At 58.2% G+C, this 25559-nt stretch carries 23 protein-coding genes; 18 read left to right on the top strand and 5 right to left on the bottom strand.

Annotated elements, in window-relative coordinates:
- Window positions 1-4: 4 nt before the first annotated feature.
- The 6 genes from nuoI (at window position 5) to nuoN (ending at window position 6319) form a co-directional block, all read left to right on the top strand.
- Window positions 5-547, top strand: coding sequence for an NADH-quinone oxidoreductase subunit NuoI (gene nuoI / locus B4L76_RS22110; RefSeq protein WP_003861491.1), 543 nt, complete (start codon window positions 5-7; stop codon window positions 545-547).
- Window positions 548-558: 11 nt separating this feature from the next.
- Window positions 559-1113 (top strand): NADH-quinone oxidoreductase subunit J, encoded by a 555-nt coding sequence (nuoJ, locus tag B4L76_RS22115; protein ID WP_032612775.1) that lies wholly within the window; start codon window positions 559-561, stop codon window positions 1111-1113.
- Entirely contained in the window at window positions 1110-1412 is a 303-nt protein-coding gene (gene nuoK, locus B4L76_RS22120) for an NADH-quinone oxidoreductase subunit NuoK (protein ID WP_032612773.1), read from the top strand. The genes nuoJ and nuoK overlap by 4 nt, the downstream gene beginning before the upstream one ends.
- On the top strand, window positions 1409-3250 hold the full coding sequence (gene nuoL, locus B4L76_RS22125; RefSeq protein WP_059307474.1) for an NADH-quinone oxidoreductase subunit L: 1842 nt from the start codon (window positions 1409-1411) through the stop codon (window positions 3248-3250). Before nuoK ends, nuoL begins: the two co-directional genes overlap by 4 nt.
- Before the next feature lie 75 nt (window positions 3251-3325).
- Window positions 3326-4855, top strand: coding sequence for an NADH-quinone oxidoreductase subunit M (nuoM, locus tag B4L76_RS22130; RefSeq protein ID WP_032612768.1), 1530 nt, complete (start codon window positions 3326-3328; stop codon window positions 4853-4855).
- 6 nt (window positions 4856-4861) lie between these two features.
- Window positions 4862-6319: an NADH-quinone oxidoreductase subunit NuoN gene (gene nuoN / locus B4L76_RS22135; protein WP_032612766.1), complete on the top strand. Its 1458-nt coding sequence runs from the start codon at window positions 4862-4864 to the stop codon at window positions 6317-6319.
- 361 nt (window positions 6320-6680) lie between these two features.
- Here the strand turns inward: nuoN and B4L76_RS22140 are convergent, their stop codons facing one another.
- Entirely contained in the window at window positions 6681-7685 is a 1005-nt protein-coding gene (locus tag B4L76_RS22140; RefSeq protein ID WP_032612759.1) for a chemotaxis protein, read from the bottom strand.
- Window positions 7686-7751: 66 nt separating this feature from the next.
- On the bottom strand, window positions 7752-8669 hold the full coding sequence (gene rnz / locus B4L76_RS22145) for a ribonuclease Z (protein WP_032612757.1): 918 nt from the start codon (window positions 8667-8669) through the stop codon (window positions 7752-7754).
- Window positions 8670-8742: 73 nt separating this feature from the next.
- Here rnz and B4L76_RS22150 point away from each other — a divergent pair, with 73 nt between their 5' ends.
- From B4L76_RS22150 to B4L76_RS22195, 10 genes are all read left to right on the top strand, one after another.
- Window positions 8743-9204, top strand: coding sequence for a GNAT family N-acetyltransferase (locus tag B4L76_RS22150; RefSeq protein ID WP_103792203.1), 462 nt, complete (start codon window positions 8743-8745; stop codon window positions 9202-9204).
- Window positions 9205-9266: 62 nt separating this feature from the next.
- The gene (gene elaB, locus B4L76_RS22155) at window positions 9267-9572 is read left to right on the top strand and encodes a stress response protein ElaB (RefSeq protein WP_032612753.1); all 306 of its coding nucleotides are present in this window, start codon (window positions 9267-9269) and stop codon (window positions 9570-9572) included.
- A 96-nt stretch (window positions 9573-9668) separates the two neighbouring features.
- Complete coding sequence (menF, locus tag B4L76_RS22160) at window positions 9669-10964, top strand: isochorismate synthase MenF (RefSeq protein WP_296235243.1); 1296 nt, start codon at window positions 9669-9671, stop codon at window positions 10962-10964.
- Between the two features lie 88 nt (window positions 10965-11052).
- Window positions 11053-12723 carry a 2-succinyl-5-enolpyruvyl-6-hydroxy-3-cyclohexene-1-carboxylic-acid synthase gene (gene menD / locus B4L76_RS22165; protein WP_296235244.1) on the top strand — a complete coding sequence of 557 codons (1671 nt, stop codon included), beginning with the start codon at window positions 11053-11055 and terminating at the stop codon, window positions 12721-12723.
- The gene (menH, locus tag B4L76_RS22170; RefSeq protein WP_296235245.1) at window positions 12720-13496 is read left to right on the top strand and encodes a 2-succinyl-6-hydroxy-2,4-cyclohexadiene-1-carboxylate synthase; all 777 of its coding nucleotides are present in this window, start codon (window positions 12720-12722) and stop codon (window positions 13494-13496) included. The genes menD and menH overlap by 4 nt, the downstream gene beginning before the upstream one ends.
- A 17-nt stretch (window positions 13497-13513) precedes the next feature.
- Window positions 13514-14350, top strand: a complete 837-nt coding sequence (menB, locus tag B4L76_RS22175; protein ID WP_349679073.1) for a 1,4-dihydroxy-2-naphthoyl-CoA synthase — start codon at window positions 13514-13516, stop codon at window positions 14348-14350.
- Window positions 14350-15315: an o-succinylbenzoate synthase gene (gene menC, locus B4L76_RS22180; RefSeq protein WP_296235246.1), complete on the top strand. Its 966-nt coding sequence runs from the start codon at window positions 14350-14352 to the stop codon at window positions 15313-15315. Before menB ends, menC begins: the two co-directional genes overlap by 1 nt.
- Entirely contained in the window at window positions 15312-16673 is a 1362-nt protein-coding gene (menE, locus tag B4L76_RS22185) for an o-succinylbenzoate--CoA ligase (protein ID WP_296235247.1), read from the top strand. The genes menC and menE overlap by 4 nt, the downstream gene beginning before the upstream one ends.
- A 316-nt stretch (window positions 16674-16989) precedes the next feature.
- The gene (locus tag B4L76_RS22190) at window positions 16990-17529 is read left to right on the top strand and encodes a YfaZ family outer membrane protein (RefSeq protein WP_032612739.1); all 540 of its coding nucleotides are present in this window, start codon (window positions 16990-16992) and stop codon (window positions 17527-17529) included.
- 93 nt (window positions 17530-17622) lie between these two features.
- Window positions 17623-18822, top strand: a complete 1200-nt coding sequence (locus B4L76_RS22195; RefSeq protein WP_296235248.1) for a nicotinamide mononucleotide deamidase-related protein YfaY — start codon at window positions 17623-17625, stop codon at window positions 18820-18822.
- Window positions 18823-18854: 32 nt separating this feature from the next.
- Here B4L76_RS22195 and glpC read toward each other — a convergent pair whose 3' ends face one another.
- The 3 genes from glpC to glpA are packed head-to-tail and all read right to left on the bottom strand — an operon-like array spanning window position 18855 to window position 22877.
- Window positions 18855-20045, bottom strand: a complete 1191-nt coding sequence (gene glpC, locus B4L76_RS22200) for an anaerobic glycerol-3-phosphate dehydrogenase subunit GlpC (RefSeq protein ID WP_296235249.1) — start codon at window positions 20043-20045, stop codon at window positions 18855-18857.
- A complete protein-coding gene (gene glpB, locus B4L76_RS22205) occupies window positions 20042-21259 on the bottom strand; it encodes a glycerol-3-phosphate dehydrogenase subunit GlpB (protein WP_296235250.1) in 1218 nt (405 codons plus the stop codon). Before glpB ends, glpC begins: the two co-directional genes overlap by 4 nt.
- Window positions 21249-22877 carry an anaerobic glycerol-3-phosphate dehydrogenase subunit A gene (gene glpA / locus B4L76_RS22210; RefSeq protein WP_296235251.1) on the bottom strand — a complete coding sequence of 543 codons (1629 nt, stop codon included), beginning with the start codon at window positions 22875-22877 and terminating at the stop codon, window positions 21249-21251. Before glpA ends, glpB begins: the two co-directional genes overlap by 11 nt.
- Window positions 22878-23128: 251 nt before the next feature.
- Between glpA and glpT the strand changes: the two genes are divergently transcribed.
- Together glpT and glpQ are read left to right on the top strand one after the other, a co-directional pair.
- Window positions 23129-24481: a glycerol-3-phosphate transporter gene (gene glpT, locus B4L76_RS22215; protein ID WP_032612729.1), complete on the top strand. Its 1353-nt coding sequence runs from the start codon at window positions 23129-23131 to the stop codon at window positions 24479-24481.
- An 11-nt stretch (window positions 24482-24492) separates the two neighbouring features.
- Complete coding sequence (gene glpQ / locus B4L76_RS22220; protein WP_204231152.1) at window positions 24493-25551, top strand: glycerophosphodiester phosphodiesterase; 1059 nt, start codon at window positions 24493-24495, stop codon at window positions 25549-25551.
- Window positions 25552-25559 lie beyond the last annotated feature (8 nt).

The following is a 25559-nucleotide window of genomic DNA, read 5'->3' on the forward strand; positions in this document are numbered from 1 at the left end:
GACCATGACCTTGAAAGAATTATTGGTAGGTTTCGGCACCCAGGTACGCAGTATCTGGATGATCGGCCTGCACGCGTTTGCCAAACGCGAAACCCGGATGTACCCGGAAGAGCCGGTATATCTGCCGCCACGCTACCGTGGCCGTATCGTGCTGACGCGCGATCCAGACGGCTCAGAGCGCTGCGTTGCCTGTAACCTGTGTGCGGTAGCCTGTCCGGTAGGCTGTATCTCTCTGCAAAAAGCCGAGACGGTAGACGGTCGCTGGTACCCGGAGTTCTTCCGCATCAACTTCTCACGCTGCATCTTCTGCGGTCTGTGCGAAGAAGCGTGCCCGACCACGGCGATTCAGTTGACCCCGGACTTCGAGCTGGGCGAATACAAGCGTCAGGACCTGGTGTACGAAAAAGAGGATCTGCTGATTTCCGGTCCGGGCAAATACCCGGAATATAACTTCTACCGGATGGCGGGTATGGCAATCGACGGCAAAGATAAGGGCGAAGCAGAGAACGAAGCCAAGCCTATCGACGTCAAGAGCCTGTTACCGTAAGGAGAGGGGCAATGGAATTCGCTTTTTATATCTGTGGCCTGATCGCCATCCTGGCTACGCTGCGAGTGATTACGCACACCAACCCGGTGCATGCGCTGCTCTATTTAATCATTTCGCTGCTGGCCATTTCCGGGGTGTTCTTTGCGCTGGGCGCACACTTTGCGGGTGCGCTTGAGATCATCGTTTACGCCGGGGCCATTATGGTTCTGTTCGTCTTCGTGGTGATGATGCTGAACCTGGGCGGCTCGGAAATCGAACAGGAACGTCAGTGGCTGAAACCGCAGGTGTGGATTGGTCCGGCAATTCTGTCGGCCATCATGCTGGCGGTGATCGTCTACGCCATTCTGGGTGTCAATGACCAGGGTATCGACGGTACGCCAATCAGCGCCAAAGCAGTGGGTATCACTCTGTTTGGGCCATACGTACTGGCGGTTGAACTGGCCTCGATGCTGCTGCTGGCAGGTCTGGTTGTCGCGTTCCACGTGGGCCGCGAAGAGCGTAGTGGTGAAGTGCTGAGCAACCGCAAGGACGACAGCGCGAAAAGAAAAACGGAGGAACGCGCATGATTCCTTTACAACATGGACTGATCCTCGCAGCGATTTTATTCGTGCTGGGCTTAACCGGTCTGGTTATCCGCCGCAATCTGCTGTTTATGCTGATTGGCCTGGAGATCATGATCAACGCTGCCGCGCTGGCCTTCGTGGTCGCCGGGAGCTACTGGGGCCAGACCGATGGTCAGGTGATGTACATTCTCGCCATCAGCCTTGCGGCTGCCGAAGCGAGTATTGGCCTGGCGCTGTTACTGCAGCTCCACCGTCGCCGCCAGAACCTGAACATCGATTCAGTAAGTGAGTTGCGTGGATGAACATGCTTGCCTTAACCATTATTTTTCCGCTGATTGGCTTCCTGCTGCTGGCATTTTCTCGCGGCCGCTGGTCTGAGAATCTGTCTGCTACCGTTGGCATCGGCTCTATTGGTCTGGCTGCGCTGGTTACAGCGTATGCGGGTATCGACTTCTTCAGTAATGGACGTCAGCCTCACAGCGTGCCGCTGTGGACCTGGATGTCGGTCGGTGATTTCAACATCGGTTTCAACCTGGTGCTGGATGGTCTCTCCCTGACCATGCTCTCCGTGGTGACCGGTGTGGGCTTCCTGATCCACATGTTCGCCTCCTGGTATATGCGCGGTGAAGAGGGTTACTCCCGCTTCTTCGCCTACACCAACCTGTTTATCGCCAGCATGGTCGTTCTGGTGCTGGCCGATAACCTGCTGCTGATGTATCTCGGCTGGGAAGGCGTGGGTCTCTGCTCTTACCTGCTGATCGGTTTCTACTACACCGATCCGAAGAATGGCGCAGCAGCCATGAAAGCGTTCGTCGTGACCCGTGTGGGTGACGTCTTCCTCGCCTTCGCGTTGTTCATTCTCTACAACGAACTGGGCACGCTGAACTTCCGCGAAATGGTGGAACTGGCGCCAGCGCACTTCGAAGCAGGCAACAACATGCTGTGGTGGGCAACGCTGATGCTGCTGGGTGGTGCTGTGGGTAAATCCGCACAGCTGCCTCTGCAAACATGGCTGGCCGACGCGATGGCGGGTCCAACTCCTGTCTCCGCGCTGATCCACGCCGCGACCATGGTTACCGCCGGTGTTTACCTGATTGCGCGTACCCACGGTCTGTTCCTGATGACCCCGGAAATCCTGCACCTGGTCGGTATCGTCGGTGCAGTGACGCTGGTGCTGGCAGGCTTTGCCGCGCTGGTGCAAACCGACATTAAACGCGTTCTCGCTTACTCCACCATGAGCCAGATTGGCTACATGTTCCTGGCGCTGGGCGTACAGGCGTGGGATGCGGCGATTTTCCATCTGATGACGCACGCGTTCTTTAAAGCGCTGCTGTTCCTCTCGTCCGGTTCGGTGATCCTTGCCTGCCACCACGAGCAGAATATCTTCAAGATGGGCGGTCTGCGCAAATCCATTCCGCTGGTTTACGTCTGCTTCCTGGTTGGTGGCGCGGCGCTGGCGGCACTGCCGCTGATCACCGCGGGCTTCTTCAGTAAGGACGAAATCCTTGCGGGCGCCATGGCAAATGGTCATATCAATCTGATGGTTGCGGGTCTGGTCGGTGCATTCATGACCTCTCTGTATACCTTCCGTATGATTTTCATCGTCTTCCACGGTAAAGAACAAATTCACGCTCACGCAGGGAAGGGGATCACCCACCACCTGCCGCTGATTGTGCTGCTGGTGCTGTCCACCTTCGTTGGCGCGATGATTGTGCCACCGCTGCAGGGCGTACTGCCGGACACCACCGAGCTTGAGCACGGTCGCGTTCTGACGCTTGAAATCACCTCCGGTGTGGTCGCTATCGCGGGCATCCTGATTGCTGCATGGCTGTGGCTGGGCAAACGTACGCTGGTGACTGCCGTTGCCAACAGTGCGCCGGGCCGTCTGCTGGGCACCTGGTGGTACAACGCGTGGGGCTTCGACTGGCTGTACGACATGATCTTCGTGAAACCATTCCTCGGCATTGCGTGGCTGATTAAACGCGATCCGCTGAACTCACTGATGAACACTCCGGCGATCCTCTCCCGCTTTGCAGGTAAAGGCCTGCTGTTCAGCGAGAACGGGTATCTGCGCTGGTATGTGGCGTCCATGAGCATCGGTGCGGTTGTGGTGCTGGCGCTGCTGATGGTGTTGCGTTGATCGTTAAGTGAATTTATTCGAATTCGTTGAAAATCAGGCCCCTGCTGGGGGCCTTAAAAAGGAATGCAAATCGCCATGTTACTACCCTGGCTAATATTAATTCCCTTCATCGGCGGCTTCCTGTGCTGGCAGACCGAACGCTTTGGCGTGAAGATGCCGCGCTGGATTGCGCTGATCACCATGGGATTGACGCTTGCGCTTGGCCTGCAACTCTGGTTGCAGGGCGGCTATTCTCTGACCCAGTCTGCGGGTATTCCGCAGTGGCAGTCTGAATTCATTCTGCCGTGGATCCCGCGCTTCGGTATTACCATTCACCTGGCGATTGATGGTCTGTCGCTGCTGATGGTCGTGCTGACCGGTCTGCTCGGCGTTCTGGCGGTACTGTGCTCCTGGCGAGAAATCGAAAAATACCAGGGCTTCTTCCACCTGAACCTGATGTGGATCCTGGGCGGCGTTATCGGCGTGTTCCTTGCCATCGACATGTTCCTGTTCTTCTTCTTCTGGGAAATGATGCTGGTGCCGATGTACTTCCTGATCGCGCTGTGGGGCCATAAGGCGTCCGACGGTAAAACGCGTATCACGGCGGCAACCAAGTTCTTCATTTACACCCAGGCGAGTGGTCTGGTGATGTTGATTGCCATCCTGGCGCTGGTGTTCGTGCATTACAACGCGACCGGTGTCTGGACCTTCAACTATCAGGACCTGCTGAAGACCCCGATGTCACACGGTGTTGAATACCTGCTGATGCTGGGCTTCTTTATCGCGTTTGCGGTGAAAATGCCGGTGGTTCCACTGCACGGCTGGCTGCCGGATGCGCACTCCCAGGCACCAACGGCGGGTTCCGTTGACCTGGCGGGCATCTTGCTGAAAACCGCGGCCTACGGTCTGCTGCGTTTCGCTCTGCCGCTGTTCCCGAACGCCTCCGCAGAGTTCGCGCCAATTGCCATGTGGCTTGGTGTAATTGGTATCTTCTACGGCGCGTGGATGGCCTTCACGCAGTACGACATCAAACGTCTGATCGCCTATACCTCCGTTTCCCACATGGGCTTCGTGCTGATTGCTATCTACACCGGCAGCCAGCTGGCGTACCAGGGCGCGGTGATCCAGATGATTGCGCACGGTCTGTCCGCAGCCGGCCTCTTCATCCTGTGCGGCCAGCTGTACGAACGTCTGCACACCCGTGACATGCGTCAGATGGGCGGTCTGTGGGGCAAAATGAAATGGCTGCCAGCGATGTCGATGTTCTTCGCTGTTGCCACTCTCGGGATGCCGGGTACCGGTAACTTTGTCGGCGAATTCATGATCCTGTTCGGCAGCTTCAAAGTGGTGCCGATGATCACCGTGATTTCGACCTTCGGTCTGGTGTTCGCTTCGGTTTACTCACTGGCGATGCTGCACCGCGCTTACTTCGGTAAAGCGAAGAGTGAAATCGCTGCCAAAGAGCTGCCGGGGATGTCGCTGCGCGAGCTGTTCATCATCCTGCTGCTGGTCGTACTGCTGGTGCTGCTGGGCTTCTATCCTCAGCCGATTCTGGATACCTCGCACTCCGCGATGGGCAACATCCAGCAGTGGTTTGTTAATTCTGCTTCTACTACAAGGCCGTAAATCGCCATGACAATAACTCCACAACAACTGATTGCGCTGCTACCGCTGCTGATCGTCGGATTGACGGTGGTGGTTGTGATGCTCTCCATTGCGTGGCGACGCAATCACTTCCTGAATGCCACCCTGGCGGTTCTGGGTCTGAACGCTGCGTTAGTCTCCCTCTGGTTTGTTGGCCAGGCGGGTGCGATGGATGTCACGCCGCTGATGCGCGTTGACGGCTTCGCCATGCTGTACACCGGGCTGGTGCTGTTAGCCAGCCTGGCAACCTGTACCTTTGCTTACCCGTGGCTGGAAGGTTACAACGACAACAGAGAAGAGTTTTACCTGCTGGTTCTGATTGCCGCCCTGGGTGGTATTCTGCTGGCGAATGCAAACCATCTGGCGGCGCTGTTCCTCGGTATTGAGCTGATCTCTCTGCCGCTGTTCGGCCTGATTGGTTATGCCTTCCGTCAGAAGCGCTCTCTGGAAGCGAGTATCAAGTATACGATCCTGTCTGCTGCTGCTTCGTCCTTCCTGCTGTTCGGTATTGCGCTGATCTATGCTCAGTCCGGTAACCTCTCTTTCGAAGCGCTTGGAAAGAGCCTTGGCGATGGCATGCTGCATGAGCCGCTGCTGCTGGCAGGTCTGGGCATGATGATTGTGGGCCTCGGCTTTAAACTCTCTCTGGTGCCGTTCCACCTGTGGACGCCAGACGTTTACCAGGGTGCTCCGGCACCGGTCTCCACCTTCCTGGCGACAGCGAGCAAAATCGCTATCTTCGGTGTGGTGATGCGCCTGTTCCTGTACGCACCGGTAGGCGAGAGCGAAGCGGTTCGTGTGGTTCTGGGTATCATTGCCTTCGTCTCCATCATCTTCGGTAACCTGATGGCGCTGAGCCAGACCAACATCAAGCGTCTGCTCGGTTACTCCTCCATCTCGCACCTGGGCTATCTGATGGTGGCACTGATTGCGTTGCAGAGCGGCCAGATGTCCATGGAGACCGTAGGTGTCTACTTGGCCGGTTACCTGTTCAGCAGCCTCGGCGCGTTCGGCGTGGTAAGCCTGATGTCCAGCCCGTACCGTGGCCCGGACGCAGATTCACTGTTCTCCTACCGTGGTCTGTTCTGGCACCGTCCGATCCTGTCCGCGGTGATGACCGTGATGATGCTCTCTCTGGCGGGTATCCCGATGACGCTGGGCTTTATCGGTAAGTTCTACGTGCTGGCAGTGGGTGTGCAGGCGGGTCTGTGGTGGCTGACAGCGGGTGTCGTTATCGGCTCCGCGATTGGTCTCTACTACTATCTGCGCGTGGCCGTGAGCCTGTACCTGAGCGCACCTCAGCAGCTCAACCGCGATGCGCCAGGCAACTGGCAGTACAGCGCTGGCGGTATTGTGGTGCTGATCTCGGCCCTGCTGGTACTGATCTTCGGTATCTATCCGCAGCCGCTGATCACCATCGTGCAGCACGCGATGCCGCTGATGTAAGGTAAAAGTAAAAAACCCGCCTCGGCGGGTTTTTTTATGGTCTTCTCCCTCTCCTTGTGGGAGAGGGCTGGGGTGAGGGCAACAGCCCGCACTGAACGAAAACCCGCCTCGGCGGGTTTTTTTATGGTCTTCTCCCTCTCCTCGTGGGAGAGGGCCGGGGTGAGGGCACCAGCCCGCACTGAACATAAAACCCGCCTCGGCGGGTTTTTTTATGGTCTTCTCCCTCTCCTTGTGGGAGAGGGCTGGGGTGAGGGCACCAGCCCGCACTGAACGAAAAAACCCGCCTCAGCGGGTTTTTTATGCTTGCTGTTTGCTGCCTCTGCCCGTGCAAGCGACGCACTGCCGGGCAAAAAAACGCAAATCAGGCCAACTGCTTACGACTAATCAACGGCCCATCAATCTTCTTCGTCGAGCGCTCCAGCACCTCTTCAATCACCGACGACAGCTCATTCAGCTCGAACTTCGCCACGTAGCCATCGGCTTTCACCTTGCGGATATGGTCTTCGTTGGCGTTGCCGGAAAGGGAAGAGTGGATCACCACCGGAATGTCCTTCAGGATGGCGTCGGTTTTAATTTTGCGCGTCAGGGTAAAGCCGTCCATCTCCGGCATCTCGAGGTCGGTCAGTACCAGAGCGATCTTATCGGTGATCGGTACGCCTTCTGCCTGCGCCTGCGCTGCCAGCACGCCAATTTTCTCCCACGCCTCTTTGCCGGTGATGTGCATCAGCGCCGGGATCGCCATCGCCTGCAGCCCTTTTTCCAGCATCGAACGCGCCACTTTGGAGTCTTCCGCCACAATCGCCACGGCACCCGGCTTAATATTAAATTGGGTGGTTTTCAGGTCGGTCGTGTGCAGGTCATGATTGGCCGGGGTGATGTCATACAGGATCTGCTCAACGTCCAGCACCATCGCCAGATCGTTGGTATCCGTCTTCTCGTCCAGGCAGGCAATACTGGTGATATAGCGTCCGCTGACGGCGGTTTCAGCCGCATGCACCTGCTTCCAGTCCAGTCGCATAATGTTTTCGACCGACTCGACGGCAAAGGCCTGCACGCTGCGGGCATACTCGGTGATCAGCAGAATGTTCAGACCCGTCGCCGGTTTGCAGCCGGCCACTGCGGCCAGGTCGATAACCGGGATCACCTGGTCACGAATATTGACCATCCCCATCAGGGGTGACTTCATGCCCGCCGGTTTGGTGAACGCTGGCATGGGCACAATCTCGCGAAGCTTAAAGACGTTGATGCCAAACAGCTCAGATTTATTTTCGTTCATCGATGTGCCGAGACGGAACAGCAACAGCTCAAAACGGTTCGACAGAGTAAGATTTGCCCTGTCATCAATGTCTTTCTGGAAATTATCCATTCTACCCTCGAGTGAAAAATACCTGCCTGTTAAGGGTTATCGGCAGACCCGGGGAAAAATAGAGCGTTAAACGCGCACCACGGCAAAATCTTCTGCAAGCTCACTGTCGGCAAACAGGGCGCGGCACTCGGCCAGCAGCATGGCGCAGCCCCCGGCGTCATAGCGCGAGCTGACGTGGGTGATCACCAGTTTTTTTACCTGCGCTTCGCGGGCCAGCATGGCGGCCTGACGCGTTGAACTGTGGCCGCGGCTGTTGGCTTTCTCCTCCATCGCCGATTCCAGGGTAGCTTCATGCACCAGCAGATCGACGCCCCTGGCCAACGCGAGGGCGTTCTCACAGGGGGCGGTATCCCCGAAGATAGCCAGTTTCTTGCCCGGGCGGGGCGGCGAGAGATAGTCTGCGCCATCGATCGTCCGGCCATCGTCCAGCGTGATGCGTTCACCGCGCTTGAGCTGCTGGAACAGGGGGCCGAAGGGAACTCCGGCGGCAATCAGCGCCGCGCCATCCAGGGCGCCGGGTTTATCCTGCTCTTCAATGCGATAGCCGTAACACTCCACGGGATGATTCAGCGCGGCCGCGGTCACGGTCCAGGCATCATCGCTGAAAACCACTCCTGCGCTTATCTCGACAATCTCAAGCGGATAATCGGTCCAGGAGCCACTGATGCGCAGGCTGGTTTCGACAAATTCACGGATCCCGGGCGGGCCGTAAATGGTCAGCGGGTGGAGATTGCCCGCCATCGAGCGACTGCACAGCAGCCCCGGCAGACCAAAAAGGTGATCGCCATGCAGGTGGGTAATGAAAATTTTATCCAGCTTGCCGGGATGGCTGGCGGTCTGGAGCAGCTGGTGCTGCGTGCCTTCGCCACAGTCAAACATCCACAAGCCACCGCGGGTCGGGTGCTGTAAATCCAGCAAAATTGAGGTGACGTTGCGCGTCCGGGTCGGCACGCCAGCAGATGTTCCTAAAAAAAGCAGCTCCATAATGCACTCAGCCTCTGTGCCAGGGACGAAAAGTCATTAGTATAACGGCTACCGACACGATAAGGAGACCCCCATGATCCAGTGGCAAGATCTGCACCATAGCGAGCTGACCGTTCCCGTGCTTTACGCGCTACTCAAGCTTCGCTGCGAAGTCTTTGTAGTGGAACAAACCTGCCCTTACCAGGATATTGATGGCGACGATCTGGTGGGGGAGAACCGGCACATCCTCGGCTGGAAAGATAACCAACTGGTGGCGTATGCGAGGATTCTGAAAAGCGACGACGATTTTTCTCCCGTTGTGATTGGGCGGGTGATTATCAGCCAGCAAGCGCGGGGCGAAAAGCTCGGATATGCGCTGATGGAGCACACCCTGCATTCCTGCGAAAAACAGTGGCCGAACAAAGCGTTATATCTTGGCGCGCAGGCCCATTTGCAGGCGTTTTATGCCCGTTTTGGCTTTGTGCCCGTGACGGACATCTACGATGAAGATGGCATTCCGCATATCGGGATGGCGAAAGAGGCAGAACAAGCGTAGCAGGCAGAATCGGCAAGGATTGTCTATAGTTAGCGAACTGATGCAACTACAAGGAGAAAACTATGTCCTTCCAATCTTCGGAATCGCACGTTGATGATGATCTGACGCTGTTAAGTGAAACGCTGGAAGAAGTCCTTCGTTCTTCAGGCGATCCGGCCGATCAAAAGTACATTGAGCTAAAGGCGCGTGCTGAACAGGCACTGCATGACGTGAAAACGCGCGTAAGCCATGCGTCGGACACTTACTATTATCGGGCGAAAAAAGCGGTCTATCGTGCGGACGATTATGTCCGTGAAAAACCGTGGCAGGGTATCGGAGTAGGCGCCGCCGCCGGTCTGGTGCTCGGTCTGCTGCTCGCCCGCCGTTAATTCTACACGCACGCTTCTCCCTGCCAAATCGTGGGTACTGCTTTTTCCAGCCAGTACCCCGTATAATGTAAGGTCTTTGAGCTGGGAGAAGTTCGCGTGCACTCGATTTCCACCGCGCTGGCAGGCCTTTGCTACCAGTTAGCAGACGATATTCCTGATGTACCTGGCCTGCATCACCTCGATGTTTCCTTTGCGCTCAACGATGCGTTTGACCCGCTCGCCTGGCTGAATGCCCAGCACTGTTTTCCTCAGTTCTACTGGCAGCAGCGTAACGGTGATGAAGAGTACGCCGCGCTGGGGACCACAAAACACTTCGCCTCTCTCTCTGATGCCCGTCATTTTTTGCAATGTTATCCGCAATGCCCAGACGTTCGGGTGGTGGGGGTTAACGCCTTCGATCCGTACCAGGGCAACCTGTTCCTGCCGCGTCTGCTGTGGCAGCGCAGCGGCGGAACCGCGACGCTGCGCCTGATACTTTGCAGCGCAACCTCGCTGAAAAACGATGCGCAACACGCGCACGAATTCCTGCGTTCCCTCAGGGACAGCCAGCCCGTTAAGGCGCTTAACCAACCGGTGGTGAGCGAAACCCACCGGCCTGAGAAATCCGGCTGGCTGACGTTAATCACCCGCGCAACCGACGCCATTGCCCGCGGGGAGTTCGATAAAGTAGTGCTGGCCCGGGCAACGGATCTGCATTTCAACCTGCCGGTCAACCCTGTCGCTCTGATAGCCGCCAGCCGTCGGGTGAATTTCCAGTGCTACCACTTTCTAATGCGCCCTGATGCTACCCGGGCCTTTCTCGGTTCGTCGCCGGAACGGCTGTGGCGGCGGCGTGGAACCCTGCTGCGTACCGAGGCGTTGGCCGGTACGGTCGCCAGTCACCCGGATGATGCCCAGGCCGCCCGCATGGGGGACTGGCTGATGCATGACGATAAAAATCAGCGTGAAAATATGCTGGTGGTCGAGGATATCTGTCAGCGCCTGCAACGTGATGGCGGCGTGCTTGACGTGCTGCCGCCGCAAATTGTGCGCTTGCGTAAGGTGCAGCATTTACGCCGCTGCATCTGGACTGCATTGCAACAGCCGGACGATGAACAGTGCCTGATGCGGCTGCAACCTACCGCCGCCGTCGCCGGTCTGCCGCGCCAAAATGCGTGGGATTTTATCGCCCGCAATGAACCCTTCGATCGGGAGTGGTATGCCGGGTCCGCTGGCTATCTGTCGTTAGCGCAAAGCGAGTTCTGCGTGGCATTGCGTTCGGCCAGAGTGCAGGAGACCTGCGTGCGCTTGTACGCCGGGGCGGGGATCGTCAGTGGTTCCGACCCTGAACAGGAGTGGCAGGAGATTGAAAATAAAGCTGCCGGACTGCGTTCTCTCCTCCTAAAGGATTAATACTGAGTCGTACTTACCCGATTCATATCAAAATTACATCTTTTCCTATTATTTATACTTAGTCGCAATATTGATACCGGACAATTCCATGTCAGTGAGTTCCTTTAACCGGCGCTGGGCGGCGGTGATCCTTGAAGCCCTGACCCGCCATGGCGTCAGGCACGTTTGCATCGCACCCGGCTCGCGTTCAACGCCGTTGACCCTGGCTGCCGCAGAGAACCGTGCTTTTATTCATCACACCCATTTTGATGAACGCGGTCTCGGGCATCTGGCGCTGGGGCTGGCCAAAGCCAGTAATACCCCGGTGGCGGTTATTGTAACTTCCGGTACCGCGGTGGCTAACCTCTATCCGGCGCTGATTGAAGCCGGTCTGACCGGCGAAAAGCTGGTGCTGCTAACGGCGGATCGTCCCCCGGAGCTGATCGACTGTGGCGCAAACCAGGCCATTCGTCAGCCGGGTCTCTTCGCCTCACATCCCTCGGAAACGCTATCCCTGCCGCGTCCGACCCGGGATATTCCCGCCCGCTGGCTGGTCTCCACGGTGGATAACGCCATGGGCGCACTTCGCGCGGGGGCGCTGCACATTAACTGTCCGTTTGCCGAGCCGCTGTATGGCGAAATGGATGATACCGATCTTGCCTGGCACCAGGCGCTGGGTGACTGGTGGCAGAGCGATAAACCCTGGCTGCGCGCCCCCGCAGCGCTTTCAAGCCCTGAACAGCGCGACTGGTTCTTCTGGCGGCAAAAACGCGGCGTGGTGCTGGCGGGCAGAATGAGCGCGGCGGAAGGAAAAAAGGTGGCAGAGTGGGCGCAAACTCTGGGCTGGCCGCTGATTGGCGACGTACTCTCCCAGACCGGGCAGCCGCTGCCGTGTGCGGATCTGTGGCTGGGCAATGCGAAGGCCGTTACCGAACTGGAGCAGGCGCAGATTGTGGTCCAGCTGGGCGGCAGTCTGACGGGGAAACGGCTGCTGCAGTGGCAGGCAACCTGCACGCCGGAAGAGTACTGGCTGGTCGATCCGCGGGAAGGGCGGCTGGATCCGGCGCACCATTGCGGTCGTCGGCTGGTCTCGAATGTCGCCGACTGGCTGGAACTGCATCCGGCGGAAAAACGCGGCCCCTGGGCCACGGCGATCCCGGAACTCTCCCGCCAGGCCTGGCAGCTGACAGCGCAACACAGCGAGGCGTTTGGCGAGGCGCAGCTGGCGCACCGTATTCGCCACTATCTGCCCGAGCAGGGGCAGCTGTTTGTCGGCAACAGCCTGGTGGTGCGTCTGATTGATGCCTTTTCCCGCCTGCCGGCAGGCTATCCGGTGTTCAGTAACCGTGGCGCCAGCGGCATTGACGGGCTGCTCTCCACCGCAGCCGGGGTCCAGCGTGCCAACGCACGCCCGACGCTGGCGATTGTTGGCGATCTGTCGGCGTTGTACGATCTCAACGCGCTGGCCTTGTTACGTCAGGCTTCGGCGCCCTTTGTGCTGCTGGTGATCAACAATAACGGCGGGCAGATTTTCTCCCTGCTGCCGACGCCGCAGAGTGAGCGTGAGCGCTTCTATCTGATGCCGCAAAACGTGCAGTTTGAACACGCGGCAGCCATGTTCAGCCTCCGTTATCAGCGCCCTACAAGCTGGGGGGAGTTGGAGAGCGCCCTGAATACGGCGTGGAGCAAACCTCGCGCCACGCTTATCGAAGTGGTGGTTAACGACAGCGATGGCGCGCAGATGCTGCAAAACCTGCTGGCGCAGGTAAGCCATCTATGATCCTGCAAGGCACGCACTGCACCGGCGCGGCAGGAAAACCCTGGCTGGTTTTCCTGCACGGCTTTTCCGGCGATCGCCGTGAATGGCAGTTGCCCGAGGCGTGCCTGGGTGATTATCCCCGCTTATATCTTGATTTGCCGGGACACGGCGAATCGGCGCACGTTGCGGTGCACGATTTCAGCGACATGCATACATTGCTGAATCGCACCCTTCTTAGTTACAACATACTAAAGTACTGGCTGGTGGGGTACTCCCTCGGCGGCCGCATTGCGATGTATCACGCCTGCCAGCGCCCGAAAGGGCTACAGGGATTGATTGTTGAAGGGGCGCATCCGGGGTTGCGTGATGATGACGAACGGGCAAGGCGCCGCGCCTCTGATGCTCACTGGGCTGCGCGTTTTCGCCATGAACCCTTAGAGGCGGTGTTTGCAGACTGGTATCAACAGCCGGTCTTTGCCTCATTAACTGACGCGCAGCGTCGGGCGCTGGTTGCCCTGCGCAGCCGTAACAACGGCGCGACCCTGGCCGCCATGTTGCAGGCGACCTCCCTGGCTGAACAACCCGATTTAAGGGCTGCGCTCGCTGAGTGCGCAGTTCCCTTTTTCTATCTGTATGGCGAGCGGGACGACAAGTTCAGGGCGATTGCCCGGGAGCTTCCCGCGATCGGCCATCAAATTTCCCATGCCGGACATAACGCCCATCGGGAAAATCCCGTTGCGGTGGCCGAGCGTCTGGCTCAGATATTCCGTTTATCCATAAAGGACACTCTATGATCTACCCTGATGAAAACATGCTCTACGCACCGGTGGAATGGCAGGACTGCTCCGAAGGTTACACCGACATTCGTTACCACAAATCGGCGGACGGGATCGCCAAAATCACCATCAACCGTCCCGAGGTGCGTAACGCGTTTCGTCCGGTCACCGTTAAAGAGATGATCCAGGCGCTGGCAGATGCCCGTTACGACGACAATATCGGCGTGATTGTCCTTACCGGGGAAGGCGAAAAAGCGTTCTGTTCCGGGGGCGATCAGAAAGTGCGCGGCGACTACGGCGGATACCAGGATGACTCTGGCGTGCACCACCTGAACGTGCTCGACTTCCAGCGCCAGATCCGCACCTGTCCAAAACCGGTTGTTGCGATGGTGGCTGGCTACTCCATCGGTGGCGGTCACGTGCTGCACATGATGTGCGACCTGACAATCGCGGCAGAAAATGCCATCTTCGGCCAGACCGGCCCGAAAGTCGGCTCCTTCGACGGCGGCTGGGGTGCCTCCTACATGGCCCGTATCGTGGGTCAGAAAAAAGCACGCGAGATCTGGTTCCTGTGCCGTCAGTACAATGCCCAGGAAGCGCTGGATATGGGGCTGGTTAACACCGTGGTGCCGATTGCCGATCTGGAAAAAGAGACCGTGCGCTGGTGTCGTGAAATGCTGCAAAACAGCCCGATGGCGCTGCGCTGCCTGAAGGCGGCACTGAACGCCGACTGCGATGGTCAGGCCGGGCTGCAGGAGCTGGCGGGCAATGCCACCATGCTGTTCTACATGACCGAAGAGGGTCAGGAAGGGCGTAACGCGTTCAACGAGAAGCGCCAGCCGGACTTCAGCAAATACAAACGGAATCCGTAATGCGCAGCGTACAGATCTACCGCTGGCAGGTACCGATGGACGCGGGTGTGGTTCTGCGCGAACGGCGGTTAAAAACGCGCGACGGTCTGTTCGTTCATCTGCAGCAGGGCGATCGGCAAGGGTGGGGCGAAATCGCCCCCCTGCCGGGCTTCAGCCGCGAGTCGCTGGAGGAGGCGGAAGCCTCGCTGCGGGCCTGGTGCCTGGCCTGGCGCGACGGCGCAGATCCGCAGTTGCCCGGTCTGCCTGCGGTGGATTTTGGCATCAGCTGTGCGCTGGCCGAACTGGACGGTACGCTGCCGCAGAAAGCCGATTATCGCGCAGCCCCGCTCTGTACCGGGGATCCTGACGAACTCTTTGCCGTGCTCGCCGCCATGCCGGGCGAAAAAGTGGCGAAGATCAAAGTGGGGCTGTACGAAGCGGTGCGCGACGGCATGGTGGCGAATCTGCTGCTGGAGGCCATCCCGGATCTGCGTCTGCGCCTTGATGCCAACCGTGCCTGGACACCGTTGAAAGCGCAGCAGTTTGCGAAGTACGTTAACCCGGCGTATCGGGATCGTATCGCCTTTCTGGAGGAACCCTGTAAAACGCGCGCGGACTCGCTGGCGTTTGCCCGGGAGACAGGGATTGCCATCGCCTGGGATGAAAGCCTGCGCGAGGATGATTTTGCGTTTGTTGCCGAGCCGGGTGTCAGCGCCGTGGTGATCAAACCGACCCTGACCGGCAGCCTGGAGAAAGTGCGCCAGCAGGTCTCTGCGGCACAGGCGGCAGGCCTGACGGCGGTGATAAGCTCCTCCATTGAATCCAGTCTTGGGCTGACACAGCTGGCACGTATCGCAGCCTGGCTGACGCCAGACACTGTCCCCGGCCTGGACACGCTAAACCTGATGCAAGCTCAGCTTATCCGCTCCTGGCCTGACAGTACGCTGCCGCAACTCGACGTCGAGGCGCTGGAGCCGCTGCTATGAGTTTTACCGACTGGCCGTGGCGGCACTGGTGCGCGCGGCAGGCTGATAAACCTGCGCTACGCCTGAACGAAGAGACGCTCACCTGGCAACAGCTGTGCGATCGTGTAGATCGCCTGGCGACGGGTTTTCATCGTCAGGGCGTACAGGAAGGTGACGGCGTAATGCTGCTCGCCCACAATCATCCGCACACCCTGCTGGCGTGGCTGGCGCTGCTTCAGTGCGGGGCGCGCATTCTGCCCGTTAATCCTCAGCTGCCGCGTCCGCTGCTGGATGTCTTATTGCCGCAAATGACACTGCGTTTTGCGCTGGTGTTAACCAGCGTGTTCGACGGGCTGCCTGGACTGGCTTTACGCGATGACAAGGGGCACTACAGCGTTGCATGGCAACCAGAACGTCTGGCCTCCATGACGCTTACCTCCGGCTCGACCGGTTTACCCAAAGCGGCGGTGCATACCTGTTCGGCCCACCTTGCCAGCGCGCAGGGCGTTCTGGCCCTCATGCCGTTTAGCGGCAACGATGACTGGCTGCTTTCGCTGCCGCTTTTTCATGTCTCCGGGCAGGGCATTTTATGGCGCTGGCTGCATGCCGGGGCACGCCTGACCGTGCGTGAGAAACAGCCGCTGGAGCAGGCATTGCAGGGCTGTACTCACGCCTCGCTGGTACCAACTCAGCTGTGGCGCCTGATCAATGGCGAGCATCGCGTTGCTCTGAAAGCCGTCCTTCTCGGCGGGGCGGCCATTCCTGTAGCGCTGACGGAGAAGGCACGCGAGCAGGGCATTCGGACCTTCTGCGGTTACGGTCTGACTGAATTTGCCTCCACCGTCTGCGCCAAAGAGGCGGACGGAGAACCGGATGTCGGTGTCCCTTTGCCGGGGCGAGAGATACAGGTCGTCGAGGGGGAAGTCTGGATCAAGGCACGCAGCATGGCGGCGGGTTACTGGCGAGACGGCGCATTGCTCCCGCTGACCAATGCGCAGGGCTGGTTCGCCACCCGCGATCGCGGTGCGTTGTGCGACGGTCGGCTGACCATCCTGGGTCGGATGGATAATCTCTTTTTCAGCGGCGGGGAGGGGATCCAGCCGGAAGAGCTGGAGCGGGTGATCGGCACCCATCCTCAGGTAAACCAGGTGTATGTGGTTCCCTTCGATGATGTCGAGTTTGGTCAACGGCCGGTGGCGGTCGTCGAGTGCGAAGCGGGAACAGATATCGCCCAGCTACCCCACTGGGTGAGCGATAAGCTGGCGCGCTTTCAGCAGCCGGTGCACTGGCTCATGCTTCCGGCTGAACTGAAAAATGGCGGAATTAAAATCGCCCGCCGCGCCCTGCAACAGTGGGTTCATCAGTCGTTACGAGGTTGAATTGCGACTCTTCCCGGTGATCGGCTGCGGGTAAAGGGCAGGGCGCAGGCATTCATCCTGCGATAAAAACGGGAGCCCAGGCTCCTGTTTCGTTTTTAACTTCGCTGCCCTTCAACGCATTCGTGCCGTTAAACTGACGTCGCTGGCATCCTCAGGGTAACGCTTTTTCCGAATTTAACATTGTTAAAACCTGTAAGTATCAACTCGTTACAATCTAATTTTTTTATTATCTCGCCTCAGCGTTGATCGCAGGCCGACTCACGTTAAAATCTCGCGGTTTTGAATAATTCTAATCACATTGCGCGGGATCACGACAATGAAAAAAGTGGCATTACTGGGCTTAGGCCTGATGTTTGCGTCAGCAGCGGCAAACGCAATCTCTTTTAACGGCTCGGCGGGTAAGGACTATACCCACCTGGGCTTTGGCCTTGGCACCGAGACGTCCGGTCTGGCGATGACCGGTGGCTGGACCCATAACGACGATGATGGCGATGCCGCCAGCCTCGGTCTCGGTCTGAACGTTCCTCTCGGTCCATTCCTGGCCACCGTCGGCGGAAAAGGGATCTACACCAACCCAAACAACGGCGACGAAGGTTACGCCGCGGCGGTGGGCGGCGGTCTGCAGTGGAAGATTGGCGACAGCTTCGGCCTGTTTGGTGAGTACTATTACTCTCCAGACTCGCTCTCCAGCGGCATCAACAGCTATAAAGAAGCCAACGCCGGTGCGCGCTGGACCATCATGCGTCCAATCACTATTGAAGCCGGTTATCGTTATCTGAACCTGGCCGGTAAAGACGGCAATCGCGATAACGCCCTGGCCGATGGCCCGTATGTTGGCGTGAGCGCGGGCTTCTAATCTATTTCGGCGCAGTGCTCTGCTGCGCCAGTTTCTCTTTTCACCCATCACCATTGCGCTATAGTGTTTTGACCATAGAAGTGGGAGAACACAATGATTAACGTGGAAATGTTATCCACTGGCGACGAAGTGCTGCATGGGCAAATTATTGATACCAATGCGGCCTGGCTTGCCGATTTATTCTTTGAGCAGGGATTACCACTCACGCGCCGCAATACGGTGGGCGACAATCTTGAGTCACTGGTGAACATTCTGCGCGAGCGCAGCGAACAGGCTGACGTGCTGATTGTGAACGGCGGACTCGGCCCGACCAGCGACGATCTTAGTGCTCTGGCCGCCGCGACAGCGAAAGGCGAAGGGCTGGTGATGCATGAAGAGTGGCTGGCGCAGATGGAGCGCTTTTTCTCCGATCGTGGCCGCGTCATGGCCCCGAGCAACCGCAAACAGGCTGAGATCCCCGCCAGTGCCGAACTGGTTGATAACCCGGTTGGCACCGCCTGCGGGTTTGCCATTCAACTCAACCGCTGCCTGATGTTCTTCACGCCGGGCGTGCCGTCTGAATTTAAAGTGATGGTTGAGCAGCAGATCCTGCCGCGCCTTCGTCAGCGTTTTACCCTGCCGGAGCCGCCGCTGTGTCTGCGCCTGACCACTTTTGGCCGCTCTGAAAGCGATCTGGCCCAGAGTCTGGATCACCTGCAACTCCCGCCGGGCGTGTCGATGGGCTATCGCTCCTCGATGCCGATTATCGAGCTTAAGCTCACCGGCCCGGCAACAGAGAAAGCCGCCATGCTGGCGTTGTGGCCGGAAGTGCAGCTTGTCGCGGGTGAAAGCCTGATTTTTGAGGGCACCGACGGGCTGCCAGCGCAGATCGCCCGTGAGTTGCAGTCCCGCCAGTTGAGCGTGACCCTGAGCGAGCAGTTTACCGGTGGATTGCTGGCATTACAGCTTTCACGCGCCAGCGCGCCGCTGCTGGCCAGTGAAGTGGTGCCGTTCCAGCAGGAAACCCTGGCGCAGACCGCTCGCTGGGCATCAGAACGCAGAGTGAAACATTTTGCCGGACTGGCGCTGGCTATCGGTGGCGTGGATGACGAGCACCTTAACTTTGCGCTGGCAACGCCGGAAGGCACACACGCGCTGCGGGTGAAAATGAGTATCACCCGTCACAGTGTGGCGGTGCGTCAGGAGGTGTGCGCCATGATGGCGCTCAACATGCTGCGCCGCTGGCTGAACGGGAAAGAGGTCGCCAGCGAACACGGCTGGATTAACGTTGTTGAGTCGGTGTTTGTCGAGTGATGAATCTGCCGGGGCGGACACCCCGGCAACCTCTAGCCCAGTGCCTTTGCCAGTAAGGTAATGGGATGCTCGCAACGTTTGCGGGTGGACATCTCAATCTGCCATTTGCAGGTTTCGCAGTCCGTCACCACGATATCTGCGCCGCTCTCTTCAATCTGACGGAACAGCGGCGCGCCAATCGCCTGCGAGGTAGGGTAGTTTTCTCGCTTAAACCCGTAGGTGCCCGCGATGCCGCAACAGCGCGAATCCAGCACCGTCAACGTCAGCCCCGGTATCAGCCGTAGCAATTCCAGCGTATACAGCGACCAGCCCATTTTTTCCATATGACAGGGCGTGTGATAAACCACGTTCAATGGCAATGGTTTCAGTGGCAGGGTCTGTCCACTGTCCAGCTTGCGCCACAGGAAGCGAGTCGCCAGTTCAATATGGTCGCGCAGGTCGGTGTTCTCCACATCCAGAAGATGCGGATATTCATCCCGCAGCGTGAAGGTGCAGGTAGACGACGTGGCGAGCACCGGGATCCCTTTTCCGACAATGGCTTCGCGCAAGGCGGCGACATTGCTGATCGCCTGCTTGCGCGCTTTATCCGTGAAGCCGTTGGCAATTAGCGGCACACCGCAACACTTCTCTTTATTCAGTAGCTGTACGCCAGTGCCCATCGCATTCAGGACGTTGAGCAGATCTTTTCCCAACTGAGGGTGATTGTAATTCACGTAGCAGCCGTGGAAGAAAGCCACCTGATCGCTAAACTGCGCCTGTTCCGCCGCCACGGATTTGTACCAGCCGCGAAACGTCCCCTGAGAATATTTCGGCAGACTGCGACGGTGGTCGATTTTCAGGGTGGCGTCCAGCAACTGGCGTACCGGTTTCAGCGAGGTCGCAGCGTTCACCAGCGGGGCGAACGGCGTTGAAACCCTGCCCATCAGGTCGGTATGGCTGAGGATGGCATCACGCAACGTCGGTTTTTGGGTGCTATAACGCGCGCGGGCACGCTGAATGATATCGCCGATTTTGACATCTGACGGGCAAGCCACTTCGCAGCGCTTGCAGTTGATGCAGTATTTCAGTGCTTCATCGTACAGCGCGCCGTCCTTCAGGCGCAGGCGCTCCCCGTCTGGACCGGCCTGCTTCGGCCCCGGGTATTGCGGGTTTACGCCGCTGACCGGGCAGACCGTAGTGCAGACCGTGCATTTAATGCAGCTTTCAAAGCGGGTGTCGTTCATTGTTCGGCCTCCATGCTGTGGATAATCAGCCCGGCGACATGCAGTGCCGTTATCGCGCATACGCCGCCGCCGCAACCCTGGGCAATAGGATCGTAGCCACCCAGAATCGAGCCGATGGCGTAGAGATTTTCAACGGGTGTACCGGAGAGTTGTGGACGCAGACGTTCATCGACGATCACCCCGAACTGTTGCCAGGGCTGCGGCGTGAAGAAATCACTCTGGTACCAGTCTGCACGCGAGGCGCTTTGACGAACATCCAGCCCGAGGATGGCCTCGCGGATGCCTTCCCGGCTGCTCAACAAGCCGTTGCTGAAGAAACTGCCGCTGGCGAGCACCGTATGGCGGGCGCGCAACGGAATATCGCCGTGGTTACGGGTCCAGATTTCGCTTACCGCGTCCTGCGCCAGCGTGATTTTTTTGACCTCGTCGCCTGCCATCCATACGCCACCCTGGGCAATAAATTGCCGCTGGAGCTGGTTATGCAGACGAATGCCCGGCACCGAAGGAGGAAGCGTCGGCAGTAAACCCAGAGAGCAGGGCAAGCGATCGGACAGCCAGCACCAGAGGCGATTGTCCGTTAAGCCGAAACAGGCAGGCATAAACAGGGCATCGCAGGTTTCGCCGAGCGGCCGGAGTGCCTCATACAGTTGCGGCCATTTATCTTCATGATCCAGCAGGCGGGCAATATTCACCGCACGAAACTCGCTGGGGTTGTCACGCAGTACGTCGAGTTCAGGAAGGTCGATCTCATCGGCATCGACGTTAATCCCCCGCTGGCTCAGCGAGGCGGCGGCCAGGTGCGGCTGGAAATCAAGAAAACCGCTGATCCCGACCACCAGCACACGCTTCGCGTCGAAGGGGGCGACGGGGACCTCTTCCGGGCTGAGCCAGGCAGATCGCAGGGTGCCAAGCGGGGTCACACGCTGATGATTTTGCTGCGCGTTGCCCTGTAAGCCTGCGCCGCTGCGTGCCAGCAGCGTTTCCGCTTCCCTGGCGTAGCGTAAAACGTTTTCGACGCCCGTCAGGCGGTAGGGGTGCGCTGGCGGCAAATCGTCAAAGGTCATCGGCCCTAACAGATCCAGCGAGCCGGACGAGAAATGCAGCGCGCTCTGGCCCCGGGTAACGATGGCGCAGCGAAGCCCGTGCGTCGTGAGTTTGATGCCGCAGAGCAAACCCGCAAGGCCACCGCCGACAATCAGGGTATCAAATTTCATCCTGCGACTCCTTCTCCAGACCACAAAGCCCCTGGTAGACCCAGCGGGTAAACTCGCTTTCGCGCAGGGCATCGCCCCAGGCGACAGGCTGAATGCCTTTCCAGCGCTCGTTTAAAAATTCACTCAATTGGGTCAGTGACTGGCCTGAGGTAGTGACATGAAAGCGCTGTAACAGTCCTGCTGCCCGGCAGGCGCACAGTTCGCCCTGACAGGTTCCCATGCCGACGCGGGTACGGCGGCGTAAGTCCAGCAGATTGTTCACCGTCAGATTCTCCACGGCGTATTGAACTTCCCCGGCGGTCACCGCCTCACACTCGCACACCAGGCTGCGGCTAAGCCGCCCTCCGCCAAGCCATGCGGGTGTTCTGTCACCGTGGCGATAGAGGGCAGAGCCGCGCAGCGGGGCGGGGAGCGAGATGATTTTTTGCAGGTTTTTTTCGGTTGCTTCACGCGAGCCGGGCAGAGGCTTTTCCGCCGTGACGCACGCGTTGGTGTTGCCCAGTTTGCGGCACACGGCATCGGTGGTCCATTGCGCCATCAGGCGATAGGTCATCAGCTTGCCGCCGGTAATGGTGATAAAGCCCTCCATCCCGTCACGTTCGGCGTGATCGAGCAGCACAATGCCGCGGCTAACGTTACGTCCACTCGGATCGTCATCGCTGGCCACCAGCGGGCGAACGCCGGCATATGCCCGCAGAATACGGGTTTGTGCCATGACAGGTGCCAGTTTTTCACCTTCACGCAGCAGGGTATCCACCTCGTCAGCCGTCACCCGGTTGACATCAATTTCGCTGTAGTCAACGTGGGTTGAGGTGGTGCCAATCAATGAAATGGTATCCCCCGGCACCAGGATATCGGCATCAGAGGGTTTACGGCAGCGGTTAATGACGTGGTTGTTGATGCGGTGATCGAGGATCAGCAGGGAACCTTTTGCCGGAAACATACGAACGGAGAGGTCGGCATATTCCGCGATGCGCTGACCCCAGATCCCCGCCGCGTTCACCACGACGGCGGCAAACAGGTCGCTGTGTTCTTTGTATTGCGTATCAAATACCCGCACGCCGCGAACGGTGTTGCCTTCGCGGATCAGCCCGGTGACCTCATGCCCGGTCAGGATACGCGCGCCGTGCTCGCGGGCGTCCAGCATATTGGCGGCCGTCAGCCGGAAGGGATCCACCGTGCCGTCCGGGACCGTAACTGCGCCGATCAGGGCAGGGTTTACGGCGGGTTCTATACGGCGGGCCTGCGCAGGGTCAATCGCTTCAGCAGCGATCCCGGCTGCGGTACAGGCGGAAATAAAGGTTTGTTGAAACGAAAGATCATCTTCAGGCAGCGTAATAAACAGACCATTGGTTGGTTCAACGCAGTGACGGGCAATGCGCCTGAGGATCTGGTTTTCAGCAATACACTCCCGTGCGGATTCCGCATCCGTGACCGCATAGCGCGCGCCGCTGTGGAGCAGGCCGTGATTACGCCCGGTCGCCCCTGTCGCGATATCATGGCGTTCAAGAAGCGTCACGCTTAAGCCCCGCAGCGCACAGTCCCGGGCAATCCCCGCCCCGGTTGCGCCACCGCCAATGATTATCACATCGCTGTAACGAGGATCCTGAAGCATCATCGTCTTTCCTCTATGTTCGTTTTTCTATCATTTAGCCACATGAAAGTTGTGGTTTGTTTGATTTCGAACATAAACGCGCCTGATACGAAAATGAAACACGATTCCATGCGTCTTTATGCGCATTCTGTCATATTTCTGTAACAATTTGTGCGTTGATTCACAGTAACAATCGCTGTGATTTCTTAACATCCCCGCCTCTGGAATCAGGTGCGAGCCACCTGCTCACTTTCTCTAAGGCCACGGAGGCTGTCATGCTCAGTATCTTTAAACCTGCGCCGCATCAGGCGCGTCTGCCAGAGGCAGAAATAGATCCGCTTTATCGCCGCCTGCGCTGGCAAATCTTCCTGGGGATTTTCTTCGGGTATGCGGCTTATTACCTGGTGCGTAAGAACTTTGCGCTTGCCATGCCCTATCTGGTGGAGCAGGGCTTTTCGCGCGGCGATCTGGGGTTCGCGTTGTCAGGGATCTCCATTGCCTATGGTTTTTCCAAGTTCATCATGGGGTCGGTGTCGGATCGTTCGAATCCGCGCGTGTTCCTGCCTGCCGGGCTGATTCTGGCGGCAGCGGTGATGCTCTTTATGGGCTTCGTTCCCTGGGCGACCTCCAGTATTGCGGTCATGTTTGTGCTGCTGTTCCTCTGCGGCTGGTTCCAGGGGATGGGCTGGCCGCCGTGCGGACGCACCATGGTGCACTGGTGGTCGCAGAAAGAGCGTGGCGGCATCGTGTCGGTGTGGAACTGCGCGCATAACGTCGGCGGCGGTATTCCGCCACTGCTGTTCCTGCTCGGTATGGCCTGGTTCAACGACTGGAAAGCGGCGCTCTATATGCCTGCCTTTGGTGCCATCGTGGTGGCGATTATCGCTTTTGCCCTGATGCGTGATACACCGCAGTCCTGTGGCCTGCCGCCGATCGAAGAGTACAAAAACGACTACCCCGATGATTACAGCGAGCAGCACGAAGAAGAGCTGTCGGCAAAACAGATCTTCATGAAATATGTGCTGCCAAACAAACTGCTGTGGTACATCGCGGTGGCGAACGTGTTTGTTTATCTGCTGCGCTACGGCATTCTGGACTGGTCGCCAACCTATCTGAAAGAGGTGAAGCACTTCGCGCTGGATAAATCTTCCTGGGCCTACTTCCTGTATGAGTATGCAGGGATCCCGGGCACGCTTCTATGCGGCTGGATGTCGGACAAAGTCTTCCGGGGCAACCGTGGTGCGACAGGCGTCTTCTTTATGACTCTGGTGACCATTGCGACCATCGTTTACTGGCTCAACCCGCCGGGTAATCCATCCGTAGACATGGCGTGCATGATCGTCATCGGCTTCCTGATCTATGGCCCGGTAATGCTGATTGGCCTGCACGCCCTGGAGCTGGCACCGAAAAAAGCGGCAGGGACAGCGGCGGGCTTTACCGGTCTGTTTGGTTATCTGGGCGGTTCGGTCGCGGCCAGCGCCATTGTTGGCTATACCGTTGACTTCTTCGGCTGGGACGGCGGGTTTATGGTGATGATTGGCGGGAGCGTCCTGGCGGTACTGCTGCTGATTGTGGTCATGATCGGGGAAAAACGTCACCACGCTGAAGTGCTGGCACGTCGTCAATAAGGAGAGGGGCTTTGAAACTGACTCAATTAGCGACTGGCCTGCTGCTGGCGGGGCTGATGACCGGCTCCGCGCTGGCGGCCGATAAAATTGTTATCGCCCACCGTGGCGCGAGCGGTTATTTGCCGGAGCACACGCTTCCGGCAAAAGCGATGGCCTATGCACAGGGCGCTGACTATCTGGAGCAGGATCTGGTGATGACGAAGGACGACCAACTGGTTGTCCTGCATGATCATTATCTGGATCGCGTGACCGATGTGGCGGAACGTTTCCCGGACCGCGCCCGTAAAGATGGCCGTTATTACGCCATCGACTTTACGCTGGCGGAAATCCGTTCGCTGAAATTTACCGAAGGTTTTGAGATCGAAAACGGCAAGAAGGTGCAGGTCTATACGGGACGTTTCCCGATGGGCAAATCTGACTTCCGCATTCACACTTTCGAAGAGGAAATAGAGTTTGTTCAGGGGCTGAACCACTCCACCGGTAAAAACATCGGTATCTACCCGGAAATCAAAGCGCCGTGGTTCCACCATCAGGAAGGCAAAGATATTGCGGCGAAAACGCTGGCAGTGCTAAAGGAGTACGGCTACACCCGCAAAGAGGACAAGGTTTATCTCCAGTGTTTTGATGCCGCTGAACTGAAGCGCATCAAAACCGAGCTGGAGCCGAAGATGGGGATGGACCTCAATCTGGTGCAACTGATTGCCTATACCGACTGGAATGAAACCCAGGAGAAACAGCCTGACGGCAAGTGGATCAACTACAGCTACGACTGGATGTTTAAACCGGGAGCAATGCAGCAAATTGCGCAGTACGCGGACGGTATTGGGCCGGATTACCACATGCTGGTGGCGGACGGCTCAACGCCGGGTCACGTTAAGCTGACGGCGATGGTAAAAGACGCCCATGCCAGCAAGCTGCAGGTGCACCCGTACACGGTGCGTGCAGACCAGTTGCCGGACTATGCGACGGACGTGAATCAGCTTTACGACGTGCTGTATAACCAGGCGGGTGTGGACGGGTTGTTTACCGACTTCCCGGATAAGGCGGTCGAGTTTATTCAGCGGAAGTAGATTTGGTT

This window comes from Pseudomonas sp. UBA4617 (assembly GCF_002386445.1).
Classification (GTDB): domain Bacteria; phylum Pseudomonadota; class Gammaproteobacteria; order Pseudomonadales; family Pseudomonadaceae; genus Aquipseudomonas.

Excerpts from the sequence above, each read along its gene's own strand:
- menB (WP_349679073.1), top strand. The coding sequence starts at position 13,514 with ATGCTCTACGCACCGGTGGAATGGCAGGACTGCTCCGAAGGTTACACC.
- menD (WP_296235244.1), top strand. The coding sequence starts at position 11,053 with ATGTCAGTGAGTTCCTTTAACCGGCGCTGGGCGGCGGTGATCCTTGAA.
- B4L76_RS22140 (WP_032612759.1), bottom strand. The coding sequence starts at position 7,685 with ATGGATAATTTCCAGAAAGACATTGATGACAGGGCAAATCTTACTCTG.
- glpA (WP_296235251.1), bottom strand. The coding sequence starts at position 22,877 with ATGATGCTTCAGGATCCTCGTTACAGCGATGTGATAATCATTGGCGGT.
- B4L76_RS22190 (WP_032612739.1), top strand. The coding sequence starts at position 16,990 with ATGAAAAAAGTGGCATTACTGGGCTTAGGCCTGATGTTTGCGTCAGCA.
- nuoN (WP_032612766.1), top strand. The coding sequence starts at position 4,862 with ATGACAATAACTCCACAACAACTGATTGCGCTGCTACCGCTGCTGATC.
- rnz (WP_032612757.1), bottom strand. The coding sequence starts at position 8,669 with ATGGAGCTGCTTTTTTTAGGAACATCTGCTGGCGTGCCGACCCGGACG.
- nuoM (WP_032612768.1), top strand. The coding sequence starts at position 3,326 with ATGTTACTACCCTGGCTAATATTAATTCCCTTCATCGGCGGCTTCCTG.
- glpT (WP_032612729.1), top strand. The coding sequence starts at position 23,129 with ATGCTCAGTATCTTTAAACCTGCGCCGCATCAGGCGCGTCTGCCAGAG.
- B4L76_RS22195 (WP_296235248.1), top strand. The coding sequence starts at position 17,623 with ATGATTAACGTGGAAATGTTATCCACTGGCGACGAAGTGCTGCATGGG.
- menH (WP_296235245.1), top strand. The coding sequence starts at position 12,720 with ATGATCCTGCAAGGCACGCACTGCACCGGCGCGGCAGGAAAACCCTGG.
- B4L76_RS22150 (WP_103792203.1), top strand. The coding sequence starts at position 8,743 with ATGATCCAGTGGCAAGATCTGCACCATAGCGAGCTGACCGTTCCCGTG.
- menE (WP_296235247.1), top strand. The coding sequence starts at position 15,312 with ATGAGTTTTACCGACTGGCCGTGGCGGCACTGGTGCGCGCGGCAGGCT.
- nuoI (WP_003861491.1), top strand. The coding sequence starts at position 5 with ATGACCTTGAAAGAATTATTGGTAGGTTTCGGCACCCAGGTACGCAGT.
- nuoL (WP_059307474.1), top strand. The coding sequence starts at position 1,409 with ATGAACATGCTTGCCTTAACCATTATTTTTCCGCTGATTGGCTTCCTG.
- nuoJ (WP_032612775.1), top strand. The coding sequence starts at position 559 with ATGGAATTCGCTTTTTATATCTGTGGCCTGATCGCCATCCTGGCTACG.
- glpC (WP_296235249.1), bottom strand. The coding sequence starts at position 20,045 with ATGAACGACACCCGCTTTGAAAGCTGCATTAAATGCACGGTCTGCACT.
- glpB (WP_296235250.1), bottom strand. The coding sequence starts at position 21,259 with ATGAAATTTGATACCCTGATTGTCGGCGGTGGCCTTGCGGGTTTGCTC.
- nuoK (WP_032612773.1), top strand. The coding sequence starts at position 1,110 with ATGATTCCTTTACAACATGGACTGATCCTCGCAGCGATTTTATTCGTG.
- elaB (WP_032612753.1), top strand. The coding sequence starts at position 9,267 with ATGTCCTTCCAATCTTCGGAATCGCACGTTGATGATGATCTGACGCTG.
- menC (WP_296235246.1), top strand. The coding sequence starts at position 14,350 with ATGCGCAGCGTACAGATCTACCGCTGGCAGGTACCGATGGACGCGGGT.